The 12,651-nt window shown below is 44.0% G+C and carries 8 protein-coding genes; 5 read left to right on the forward strand and 3 right to left on the reverse strand.

What is annotated here, in order from left to right; all coding sequences use genetic code 11:
• Positions 1-58 precede the first annotated feature (58 nt).
• Together DKT75_RS02735 and DKT75_RS02740 are read left to right on the forward strand one after the other, a co-directional pair.
• Positions 59-1,186, forward strand: coding sequence for a YHYH protein (locus tag DKT75_RS02735; RefSeq protein WP_109821899.1), 1,128 nt, complete (start codon positions 59-61; stop codon positions 1,184-1,186).
• A gap of 91 nt (positions 1,187-1,277) precedes the next feature.
• The gene (locus DKT75_RS02740) at positions 1,278-1,826 is read left to right on the forward strand and encodes a hypothetical protein (RefSeq protein ID WP_109821900.1); all 549 of its coding nucleotides are present in this window, start codon (positions 1,278-1,280) and stop codon (positions 1,824-1,826) included.
• Positions 1,827-1,962: 136 nt separating this feature from the next.
• Here DKT75_RS02740 and DKT75_RS02745 read toward each other — a convergent pair whose 3' ends face one another.
• The 3 genes from DKT75_RS02745 to smc form a co-directional block, all read right to left on the reverse strand.
• On the reverse strand, positions 1,963-2,163 hold the full coding sequence (locus DKT75_RS02745; protein ID WP_109821901.1) for a PA3496 family putative envelope integrity protein: 201 nt from the start codon (positions 2,161-2,163) through the stop codon (positions 1,963-1,965).
• A gap of 119 nt (positions 2,164-2,282) precedes the next feature.
• Positions 2,283-2,939 carry a cell division protein ZipA C-terminal FtsZ-binding domain-containing protein gene (locus DKT75_RS02750; protein ID WP_109821902.1) on the reverse strand — a complete coding sequence of 219 codons (657 nt, stop codon included), beginning with the start codon at positions 2,937-2,939 and terminating at the stop codon, positions 2,283-2,285.
• Positions 2,940-2,969: 30 nt separating this feature from the next.
• Positions 2,970-6,473 (reverse strand): chromosome segregation protein SMC, encoded by a 3,504-nt coding sequence (gene smc / locus DKT75_RS02755; RefSeq protein WP_109821903.1) that lies wholly within the window; start codon positions 6,471-6,473, stop codon positions 2,970-2,972.
• Between the two features lie 152 nt (positions 6,474-6,625).
• Here smc and purL point away from each other — a divergent pair, with 152 nt between their 5' ends.
• The 3 genes from purL (at position 6,626) to DKT75_RS02770 (ending at position 12,609) form a co-directional block, all read left to right on the forward strand.
• Positions 6,626-10,519, forward strand: a complete 3,894-nt coding sequence (gene purL / locus DKT75_RS02760; protein WP_109821904.1) for a phosphoribosylformylglycinamidine synthase — start codon at positions 6,626-6,628, stop codon at positions 10,517-10,519.
• A 325-nt stretch (positions 10,520-10,844) separates the two neighbouring features.
• Entirely contained in the window at positions 10,845-11,468 is a 624-nt protein-coding gene (plsY, locus tag DKT75_RS02765; RefSeq protein WP_211665136.1) for a glycerol-3-phosphate 1-O-acyltransferase PlsY, read from the forward strand.
• Between the two features lie 286 nt (positions 11,469-11,754).
• Positions 11,755-12,609: an HNH endonuclease gene (locus tag DKT75_RS02770; RefSeq protein WP_109821906.1), complete on the forward strand. Its 855-nt coding sequence runs from the start codon at positions 11,755-11,757 to the stop codon at positions 12,607-12,609.
• Positions 12,610-12,651: the final 42 nt, after the last annotated feature.

Here is a 12,651-nt window from a genome sequence, read left to right on the forward strand (position 1 = left end):
ACATTGTTCCGTTATCGTACTGTGACTATTAAAATAAGTTAATATTGAGGAAGTTATTATGCGTTTCATTTCGTCCGTTCGCCCCACCTTATTGATGGGTGTTGTTGGTATAAGTCTGATGCTGACTGCCTGTGTTTCTGAGTCTGAACCAGTCGTCACTTCTACAGATACTACAGACAGTACCGAAACTAGTGACTCAGACTCAACAACCGATGACAGTGAAACGACTACTACCACTACTTTCTTCAGCAGTGCTATGTTTGGTAGTGCATTAAAAAGTGTTACCCAAGCCAGCTGTACGCTAGAAAATGGCAGCACAACACTGTGTAACGTGTTGGTCTTTTCTGCCAACGGTTCGGGTGATACAGAAGGTGAAGGGACTGTTGGTCCTTATTGCCCAGATGATATTACCGTCGCTCGAAGTGATACCGGTATGGGTATCTATGACGGCGATACAAACCCAGGTTTTCAGTCTTTGATCGATGCTGTTCAGTCGATGGATGCTGATGGTTATGATGTTGTAAATGAAGACGGAACGGTTAACTTCAATGATGCAACAAGTATGGGTGATACCTCTTTAAATTACTGCGTATCAGCAGCACTTGAGTCAGATTTAGAAGTGACTTATCTGATACCAATAACGCCAGAAGTTCGTTCTGAAGTCTACGAGATTGGCACGATTGCTAGTGTGGGTGTAGGTCTAAATGGTGTTCCGTTAAAAGGTAACCCCCCCAGTGTTACGATTACTGACCCTGCTGTCCGTGGAACAGGTAGCGGAAATATTCCAGCGCTTGATCTATGTGGAGGACATCCCGACCCATCCGGTTATTACCACTGGCACATGATTCCTCAGTCAACGAATACAGTGCTTGAGTCAGATCAGTATAGCTATACTCAAGACTACGGTATGACCTGTAGCAACTCGACAATTGCTTTTGATGAGCCAGCAATTTTCTCTGGTCTAGCTAAAGATGGTTACCCAATCTATGGTGCTTATGATTCAGTAAATGATGAAAATGTGCTGCCAGATACCGTTGCAACAGTAGATGAGTGTAATGGTCACACACACGCAACAGCGGAGTTTACGTCAGGTGCTTATCACTATCATGCCCTCGAAAACACTGCGCCAAATATTCCTGCTTGTCTAACAGGTAGCTTTGTTGAGAACGATGTAACTGTTCGATAAAGTCATTTCAACGTATCTAGCGCGTGCCTTTAAGTTAACTGCTTAGCTCGAAGCACGCGCTTTTTTTGACTCCAATTTTAAGAGTGTGCATATGATTCAACGTTTATGCCGTATGGTTTTAGTTGTGTTACTAAGTCTGTCTTCAGCCGCGCTTGCGCACGATAGCAACGTGGCTACTTTAAAGTTTATTCACCTGAGTAGCGGCAAATGGGGGTTTGAACTAAATGCACCGCTTTACGGTTTAGATCGATCAATGCGTCAGATAAATGCTGACAATAAGAAAGATTTGGTTGCTGGTAGCAAGGAGTATAAGGAGCTGATTGTTGCTTATATAAAATCTGGATTTGATGTCACTGCGTTACAGCGTGTAGATAAAGGTGGAAAAATCACAAAAAAACCAATCCAACTTAGCCTTGGGAAAGGGCGTATTAAACTCGGTAATCACACTACATCGATGATCTTTGAGGTTATTGGTATGCCAAAAAATAGTGATAAGGTTGACTTCAAACTATCGTATATGTCTGATGATAAGGCTCAACAAAATGTACTTCGGTTGATTGACGGGGAGCGTAAAGCACGCCATACATTGGATAAAATAAATGATTATTCTGTGAGTGAAGTAAGCTTTTTTAAAGAGTAAATACAGCAGGCGGGTATGACTTTAGAAGCTTCGGGAATGGGAGTTTTGCGTTAATCAGAGCATTATAGAAACTAGCTTCTAACGGATAATCAATATCACGTCAGAAGCTAACAAATTCCATCGTTAGCATGAGTGATTAGTCCAGAGGGTAGTCATCATCAAATAGATCAAGTAGCTTTCGCTCAAGCGCTTTACGTTCTTGGTAGTCTTCAATATTTCGTCTCAGCATGTGAGGCTTAATCTTCTGTTCTTTTTGATCTGCATCAGATCCAGTGTTTGGTGGTACATCTGCCGACTGGAAAATTTCGTCTAAGACTTCTTTATTCGTACCGATCATAGTTTACTCACTTTGCCTCAATGGCATTTTTATTGTAATTATTGAGTGTTCTTTTGATCGATTATCATTCAGATAAGCTGAACCAATGCTTAGTCCAGCTTACCGTCTATCTAGTTATATCAGTCGTCCAATGATGCCATTAACGCTTCAGCATCTTGCTTGCTAAAAGGCTGTTGGCTATCATTTTTCAGAATACCGTTGATGTCTTTGGAGATTAACTGAGTCGTTGAAACCAATATTTCAATCGCGTCTCTGTCATCTATAGCGCTTGGTAATTGCATCATGATAGATAGCCCAGGTGTCTCTGAACCAGCCATGTCCTTAGGGTTTAACGTCCAAGGTGCAACACCATTAGCGATACTAAATAGCTTAGAAGGCTCGCCACCGTTTTCGATAGGGTAGTGGAATAAATCCATCTCACCGAAAACCATTTGGTACTTAGGAAGCACTTCTAATATTTTATCGCCAGACAGCGAACTGTCTTCTTTAGCCGCAATGAATAACACCAACTGTCGTGGCGTAGCAGCCTGCTTAATTTCAGTGATTTCTTCTTCAAGTACATCAAAGTCGTTCTCAATAACAACGGGTGTTGAGCCGTCAGTTGCAGCTACATCTTCCTTTATAGAAGAGGTCACCTCACCGAAGTCATCATTTATACGAGGAATACTTTTATCGTGTTCTTGAGGGAGTTTGTTTTGTGACATACGTCCCATGATATAGAACGCAATCATCAGGATGACTAGCGCCACCGTAATTAGAATACTAACTATGTCCATATTGTTTCCTTAGCCTACCAACTTAAGCAATTATTCTTGAATCATTTTTGCAGCTTCGTCCACGTCAACCGAGACCATACGTGATACACCTGGTTCACGCATGGTAACACCAATGAGATTTTCTGCCAGTTCCATCGTTGTCTTATTGTGTGTGATAAAGATGAATTGTACTCGTTCAGACATGTGTTTTACCAGTGCACAGAAGCGCCCTACGTTAGCCTCATCCAGTGGTGCATCAACCTCATCAAGCATACAGAATGGCGCAGGGTTTAGCTCAAAGATAGCAAATACCATCGCCGCAGCGGTTAACGCTTTTTCACCACCTGACATCAACTGGATGCTACTTAGATTCTTACCTGGTGGGCGAGCCATAATCGCAATACCCGTGGTGAGTAAATCATCCCCGGTCATTTCTAGATAAGCCTTACCGCCACCAAACAGGCGAGGGAACATATCTTGAATACGCTCATTGACCTTCTCAAACGTATCCTTAAAGCGTCCACGTGTATCACGGTCAATTTTACGAATAGCTGCTTCAAGTGTATCCATCGCTTTGGTCAAATCAGCATGCTGATCATCAAGGTAAACTTTACGTTCGTTTTGAGCGCTGAACTCTTCAATAGCCGCTAAGTTAATCGCACCCAGCTTCTGTATTTTTTGCTTAATCGCAATCAACTCATCTTGGTGAGTTTTAATGTGCTTCTCAAGATCCATTTCCTGTTGGAATGAATCCACTTCATAGTCTATTTCGTTTTGTTGCTCAACCAGTGTCTCACGGCGAACATTCACACTCTGCCAGCTAAGCTTAAGTGTTTCTATTTTTTCACGGAGCGTATTAACTTTAGCTTCTGCTTTACCGCGAGCTTGCTCTTGCTCACGTATATTTTGGTCAATATCACTCAGTAACTGACGCGCTTGCATCAGCTCTTCTTCAACTTCTTCACGCTTAGCCACCATCAAATCTAACTGCTGCTGTAACGAAGCAATCAACTTGTCATCTAACTGTGACTCGGTTTGACTCAGTTGACGTGCTTGCAGTGTTTCAATTTGATCGGTAATACGAGTCAGTTGTTGCTGGCTGTTCTGGCTATTATTGCGCTGTGTTTCTATTTGAATCTGTAAGCCTTGATGCTGATCTCGACTTGACTGCAAAGATCCACGACAGTGACTCACTGCCTGCTCTAACGAGTGCTGCTGTTCACGCAACTGCTCAAGTGATTCATTTAACTGCTCAATCTGCGCTTGTGCTAATTCTTGAGTTTCTTCTGACGTCGTCAGCTGTTCCGCATCTTGCTCTTGCTGTTCTTTAAGCTCAGCTACTTCCTCAGAGGTTCGAGCGGCAAACTGTTGTTGCTGCTCTTGGCGCTGCTTAAGGCTGTGCAATTGCGCATTCGCTTCACTTTCAGAGCGGTGAAGCTGCTGTTGCTGCTGCTGTTGCTGTTGCTGCTTATCAGTTAACTGCTTTCGAGTTTCTTGAAGTGTGACTAATTGCTGTTCTGTTTCAGCAAGTGCCGCCTCATCAAGATCAATCTGCGCTTTTAACGACTCAATTTCTTTTTGACGGGCCAGAACACCGCCTTCGTTATTGTCTTTGTTACCGCTAAAACGCACCCAGTTAGCTGCGTAACAATCACCATTTGGCGTAATCAAGCGTTCACCAAAAGCCAAGCTACCTTGCATCACTAACGCTTCTTTGTGGTCTTTCACACAAATAATATTTGCTAGTAATGGCTTTAATGTTTCAGGCGCAATCACTTGATTAGCTAAGCTATCAGCACTGAAGTCATTTTTTGATGTATTCGGAATTAACAGTTCTAACGCTTGAGTGCAGCCATTACTAATAATGTTTTCTAGCTTCTGCTTGTCAGGCAACTGAAGTGCTTCAAGCGTTGGGCCAAGAATAACCTCAACGGCTTTTTCCCACTTAGACGACACTTTAATTTGCTCAGCTAAACGCGGCAAATTGTCGAGGTTCTGCTCTGACAACCAACGGTTTAGTGACTTCTTGTCTTTACCTAAGTCAGCTTGTTGCAGTGTCTCTAAAGAACTCAAACGTCCTTTTGCGCGCTGCAAAGTGCTACGAAGTTGGTCTTGTTGCTGCTGTTGTTCTCGTTGACTCGTCTGCTGCGCTAAGGTTTGTTCTTTAATATCTTCAAGTATTAACTCGGCTTCTTGTAACTGCTCAGAGAGTAACGCCTGTTGTTCGTTTAACGCTTCAATGTCTTCATCAGAACTTGCATCTTCAGTGTGTTCAGATTGTTGTTGCTCTAAACGTTGAAGGCGCTGTTGGTTACGACTAATTTGCTGCTGTAACTGCTGTGCTCTACTTGCCTCAACACTCAACTGGCGTGTTGGCTCTGTCAGCTGTTGCTGCGCCTGCGCCCATTGCTGTTTCCAATTGTTGAGTGACTCTTCGGCGGTGTCTAGTGCTTCTTGCTGTGCTTCACGTACTTCCAACACTTCTTCAGCTTGAGGCTCTAGTAACTCCAAAGAGGCTAGGGCGTCAGACAAGCGAAGTTCATCATGCTGTAGGTGAGTGCGCGCACTTTGTAATTCTTGATTTACCTGCTCACGTTGCAACTTATCGCGCTCAACAATTTCATGTTGATGTTTGATTTGCTGTTGCAGTTGCGAGACTTCCGAACCTGCTTCATATACGCCGGCCTGCACTTGGTTAAAGTTGGCATTGGCTTCAGTCTGCTTGTTACGGAGTGCCTCTAGGTCAGACTCAATTGCGCGCTGCTCTTTGAAGTGCTCAGTATGCTCTGCTGCTTGCTCGGTAATTTGAGCTTGTTGAATCTCTAACTCTTGATCAATCGCTTGTAGCTGTAAAAATAATAGCTCTGCATGAAGACGACGCTCAGTATCACGGAAATCTTTATAACGCTCAGCCGCACTGGCTTGACGTTTTAGCGTGCCGAGTTGCTTATCAACTTCTTCACGTAAATCATCAAGGCGTTCGAGGTTATCTTTAGTTGCGCGTATGCGATTTTCTGTTTCACGACGACGTTCTTTGTATTTTGAAATGCCGGCCGCTTCTTCAATATAAACACGTAGCTCTTCTGGCTTCGCGTCAATCAGGCGAGAAATCATGCCTTGCTCGATAATCGCGTAACTACGTGGACCAAGACCTGTGCCTAAGAAAATATCGGTAATATCACGACGACGACAGCGTGTGCCGTTCAAGAAATACTGAGACTTGCCGTCACGACTGATAAGTCGCTTGGTCGATATCTCACTGTATTGAGCGTATTCGCCACCAAGACTGCCGTCTGAGTTATCAAAGACTAACTCAACCCAAGCCTGACCAATTTTTTTACGAGAGGACGAACCGTTAAAAATAACGTCTTCCATCGACGCACCGCGAAGGTGCTTTGCGGAGGATTCACCCATAACCCAACGAACAGCATCGATGGTATTAGATTTTCCACAGCCATTCGGACCAACAATTGAGGTCAAATTACTGTGGAAATCGAGGGTAGTTGGGTCAACGAAGGACTTAAATCCAGCCAGTTTGATCTTACTTAGACGCATATTGGGGGTGTTCAGCCATTCTTGAATTCAGATAAGCGGCACATGATAGGTAAGCTGCCCTGTATTTGCACGAAAAAATTAAAAATCGGCATTCAACCTAAAGGCTAGATGCACTATTATAGCCGCTCCATTCCTAACGATGTAGCCAACCAATGCTAATTATCCCCGGTGGCAGAGCCTTTTCTGACTTTATTCAATCTAAGTTACTGACAAAACTACAAAGCGATGTGCCTGTTGTGACGGCAGTACACGCACGCTACCAGCACTTTGCTGATGTAGAGCAATACCTAGATGTGACGCAATTAGAATTGCTTGAAAACCTACTAAGCTACGGCGAAGAACAGGATACAGCGACGCCGTCAGGTGAGTTGTTTTTGGTTACGCCTCGCCAAGGTACGATTTCTCCTTGGTCGAGTAAAGCAACTGACATTCTTCATAACTGTGGTCTAACCACTGTTTCAAGAGTGGAGCGCGCAACGGCTTACTACATCGAATCAAGTGCAGCGCTTAACGAAGATCAGAAAGCACTAATCTGTGCGGAATTACATGACCGCATGATGGAAAGTGTTCAGTTTGATTACTCAGGTGTAGATGATCTGTTTAGTCACGCAGAACCTGCTGAACTACGCTTTATTGACTTGGGCACAGACGCTCAAACAGCACTAAGCGATGCAAACACTGAGCTAGGTTTGGCACTTTCTCTAGACGAGATTGACTACCTAGCGGATAACTACGCAGCGCTAGGGCGTAGCCCAACAGACGTTGAGTTGATGATGTTTGCACAGGCAAACTCAGAGCATTGCCGTCATAAGATCTTCAACGCTGACTGGATTATCGATGGTAAGCCAGAAGCAGAAACGCTATTTGGCATGATTCGTAACACGTACAAGTGTTCACCTGAAGGCGTACTGACAGCTTATAGTGATAACTCTTCAGTTATTGAAGGCCCAGCAGCAAGTCGTTTCTTCCCGAAATTTGGTAGCAATGAATACGCGCATCACGATGAGCCTGTTCACATGTTGATGAAGGTTGAAACACATAACCACCCAACAGCTATTTCTCCTTTCCCCGGTGCTGCAACAGGTTCTGGTGGTGAGATTCGAGACGAAGGCGCGACGGGTAACGGTTCTAAGCCGAAAGCAGGTCTGTGTGGTTTCTCAGTATCGAACTTAAGAATTCCAGAATATGAAATGCCGTGGGAAAATGACTTCGGCCGTCCTGCACGTATTGATTCGGCGCTTAACATTATGTTGGAAGGTCCGATTGGTGCGGCAGCATTTAATAATGAGTTCGGTCGTCCTAACCTGTGTGGTTACTTCCGAAGCTTTGAAGCAGAAGTGCCTGGCCCTAAAGGCATGGAGTTGCGCGGATACCACAAGCCAATTATGTTGGCAGGTGGTTTAGGAAACATTCGTCCAGACAACGTTAAGAAGAAAGAGCTACCAGAAGGCACTCCGATTGTTGTGCTAGGTGGCCCAGCGATGTTGATCGGTCTAGGTGGTGGTGCAGCGTCGTCAATGGCGAGTGGTACTAGTGCTGAGAAGCTAGATTTCGCATCGGTACAACGGGGTAATCCAGAGATGGAGCGTCGTTGTCAGGAAGTTATCGACCGTTGTAATGCACTAGGTGACGATAGCCCGTTACTGTCTATGCACGATGTGGGCGCGGGTGGTATTTCTAACGCGATTCCAGAAATTATTCATGATGCAGGTCGTGGTGGTAAGTTCGAACTTCGCTCTGTACCAAACGCTGAGCCGGGCATGGCACCAATGGAGATTTGGTGTAATGAAGCGCAAGAGCGCTATGTGTTGGCCGTTGATGAAACTAAGCTAGCGCAGTTTGAAGATATTTGTCAGCGTGAGCGCGCGGTATATGCCGTTGTGGGTCATGCAACAGAAGATCAGCACTTGTTAGTTGCTGATTCAAACTTCGACAACAAGCCTGTTGATATGCCAATGAACGTACTACTTGGCAAGCCGCCAAAAATGTTGCGTGACGTGAAGCATGTTGAATTCACGCAGCCAGAGTTTGATTACTCGGGTATTGATCTTGCTGAAGCGATTGAGCGTGTACTTCGTATGCCGACGGTTGCGTCTAAGTCATTCCTAATCACTATCGGTGATCGTAGCATCACGGGTATGGTTAATCGTGACCAGATGGTTGGTCCTTGGCAGGTGCCTGTGGCAGACGTTGCGGTAACAGCAACGGATTATAAGTCGTATACAGGTGAGGCGATGGCGCTAGGTGAGCGCACGCCGATTGCATTGGTTAATCCAGCAGCATCGGGTCGTATGGCGATTGGTGAAGCGATTACGAATATTGCAGCAGCAAACATCGGTGAGTTGTCTAACATGGTGTTGTCTGCAAACTGGATGGCCGCAGCAGGTCATGACGGTGAAGACGCAGCACTTTACGACACAGTACGTGCGGTGGGTGAAGAGATTTGTCCGAAGCTAGGTATCTGTATCCCTGTTGGAAAAGATTCTCTGTCGATGAAGACAGTTTGGCAGCAGGGCGATGAGCCACGTGAAATGACATCACCATTGTCACTGGTTGTGACGAGCTTCTCTTGTGTAGAAGACATTCGTAACACGCTAACACCTCAGTTACGCACTGATAAAGGTGACACTAAGTTGATGTTGATCGACTTGGGTAAAGGCGAGAACCGCATGGCAGCGTCTGCGTTGTCACAGGTTTACTCGAAAGTCGGTAAGTACGCACCTGACTTTAAAGACACTGACATGATGCTTGGTTTCTTTAAAGCGATTCAGACATTAAGTGCTGAAGGCAAGTTGTTGGCGTATCACGATCGTTCTGACGGTGGTCTATTGGCGTCTGTTGCTGAAATGGCATTTGCAGGTCATACCGGTGTGAGTGTTGAGCTAGATAAGGTTGCGGCTGATGCAACACAGGCTTTATTCAACGAAGAGCTTGGTGCAGTTATTCAAGTGAAAGCTAGTGATCTAGTAGCCGTTGAAACAGCCTTTGCTGATGCTGGTTTGGCAGACTACACGCACGTGATCGGTCAGTTAAACGACCAAGATACGGTTGAGTTTAGTTTGGCTGGCGAGACTGTTTACAGTAACGCACGTGTGACCTTGCATCAGTTCTGGTCAGAAGCTAGTTACCGTATGCAGTCGCTACGTGATAACACGGAGTGTGCCGATCAAGAATTTGAACGCATTGCAGATGCAAAAGATACAGGTTTGTTCGCAGACCTAAGTTTTGATGTAAATGAAGATATTACGGCTGATTTGATTGCGTCTGGTAATCGTCCAGCAGTGGCGATCTTGCGAGAGCAGGGCGTTAACGGTCAGATCGAAATGGCAGCAGCATTCGATAAAGCGGGCTTCCGTACCGTTGATGTTCACATGACTGATGTACTAAGCGGTCGCGTGTCATTCGCTGACTTTAAGGGCTTAGTTGCTTGTGGTGGTTTCTCTTACGGTGACGTATTGGGCGCTGGTGGCGGTTGGGCAAAAACTATTTTGAACAATGAGAAAGCGAGTCAGGCATTTAGCGAGTTCTTTGAACGTGAAGATACGTTTGCGCTGGGTGTCTGTAACGGTTGTCAGATGTTGTCTCAGTTGAAGCACATGATCCCGGGTGCATCGCACTGGCCATCATTCTACCGTAACCACTCTGAGCAGTTTGAAGGACGTGTGGCTATGGTTGAGGTGACTGAGTCGCCGTCTGTATTCTTGCAAGGCATGGTTGGTTCTAAGATGCCGATTGCTGTGGCACATGGTGAAGGTCGTGCTGTGTTTGATACTGAGGTGTCGATTGACGCACTAGTGGCTGCACAGAAAGTAGCGCTACGTTATGTTGATGCACAAGGTCAGGCGACTGAACACTATCCTGAGAACCCGAATGGTTCTGTGGGCGGATTGACAGGTCTGTGTAGTGATAACGGTCGTGTGACGATTATGATGCCTCATCCTGAGCGTGTGCAGCGTGCTGTGACTAACTCTTGGGCTCCTGATGAGTGGGCGGAAGATGGCGCGTGGATGCGTATGTTCCGTAATGCTCGTGTTTGGGTTGGTTGATTAGGTAGTGAGTTGTGCTAGTTGAGGGTGGAATACCTTCTGTCATTCAGCTAGCACTGACTTTAAGAGAAATTCTGGAGGGGGGTTATGGCGCAGTTATCATGTCCTAAGTGTGCAGGTATATCTAACGGGAAAAGAGGTTTCTGGCTCTGGTTTTTTGTAATCATTCTGTTTCCAATTGGTTTGGTGCTATTACTTCTTAAGCCGAAATATACTTGTTCTAAATGTGGCTTTATGTTCAAGCAGTGATGACAGTGCCTAAAGTGCTATAACAGCGTTGTTGTTTAGCGATGAAGTAAATAAATCTTAGAAGGGTAAGACGTTGGTGGATATTGTGAAGTTAATGCTAGCCCTATCTTCTGGGTATTTACTAGGTAGCCTAAATACTGCTTTGATTGTTAGCCGCTTTTATGGAAAAGATATTAGGCAGCATGGTAGCAAAAGTGCTGGGCTGACTAATACACTTAGAGTGCTTGGGAAATCTGCGGCGGCTTTTGTTCTAGTCGGTGATATTTTAAAAGGGGTAATAGCTTGTTTAATTGGGTTATACCTCAGTGTCTACTTCTATTCTGAAAGTGCACAAGTTTGTATAAGTCTGCTAATTGCTGGCACAGGTGCTGTAGTAGGGCATAACTGGCCCGTATTTTTTGGATTTAAAGGCGGTAAAGGAGTGCTTACAGCGGTCACTGTATTGTTTATGGTGAACTGGCTTATGGCGCTAATATGCCTTGGTTTCTTCGTACTAATCGTTGCTTCAACAAGGTACGTTTCTCTTGGTTCAGTATGCGCAGCTATGCTCTTTGTAGTTCTCTCTTTTTTCCCAGTATTTGAAAGTACCTTTTATTTTAACCTTTTTGCTTGTTTCATGACTGCGATGGTTGTTTTTAAACATAGGGAAAATATCCGAAGACTACTATTAGGGACAGAGAATAAATTAAGGCTTAGATAAAGTTGTATTTGGAATTGTAAGGTTTCTATTATGGTTGTGTACTTGGTGCTGGTGGTGTTTTCAGATTTTTTTAGTTAGAAAGCACATGATTTCGGGTGTATCGCACTGGCCACCAGTTTACCGTAACCGCTTTGAGCAATTTGAAAGTCTTGTGTAATGGTTGAGGTTATTGAGTAGCAGTCTGTATTCTTTCTGAGTGGTGCTCTCAGGGTTTTAAATGATCGAATTATGCGGGCGTTAGTCACATTAAATTGATATTCGAAATATTGAATTCTAGGAGAGACTGTTGATACAAGCAAAATTTTATGAAACATACTACTTCTGCAATATTATACGAAATATACTGCATGACCAGTTTTCTTATCTTGTGAATTTAAACGAATTCTATGGCGATGGAGCTTACATAAATCTAGTAGGTCCGTTTGATAGGTACTCTTCACTTCATCAATTTATCGAGTTTATAGTAGATGATGTTTTTTATGAAAATGCGTCATCCGTAGATTTAGATAAGAGAAAAAATAACTTAGAACGATTATCTAGTCTTCCTACTGCCCTAAGAGGTGATGAGTATAGGCAATTGCCAATTGAGTTAGCTCTGGAATTTCACAACATTAAGCATGAATCATTTGAGGCTTATTTGGTTGGGAAGAGTAAGGATTTCTTGAGTTGTGATGAAGATGATATCTATGATTATATGGCTGAGCTTCGATTTACTGGCGAATACGAAGCTTTAATCGACCAAACTGTTAAAGAAGTCTTTCATGTGTTGTACCAGAATAGGGAATTAATGCTGCTTTTCAATGATATGGTTTCAAGAAATATAGAGTATCAAGTTGAAGATGGCATTCCTGACAGTGTGAGTAAGCTATTTAAAAAAAACGGGACGCTACTGCGCAAAACAATCCCAAAATGGGTTCAAAGAGCCGTGTTTTTTAGAGATAGAGGGCGGTGTGTTTTGTGTGATAAAGATCTTTCCGGGTTAATAAATTTAGAAAATTATGATCATATAGTTCCGCTGGCTAGACATGGTCTCAATGATATTTCCAATATTCAGCTTTTATGTAGAGAGTGTAATAATAAAAAAAGAGCGGGTAGCCCTACCACGTCTAATACATATCAATCTTGGTATGCGTATGATTAAATGCAGTAAGGTCAATTAGAAGTTATAAGAAATAACTATGTT

This window comes from Leucothrix arctica, assembly GCF_003172895.1.
Classification (GTDB): Bacteria; Pseudomonadota; Gammaproteobacteria; order Thiotrichales; family Thiotrichaceae; genus Leucothrix; species Leucothrix arctica.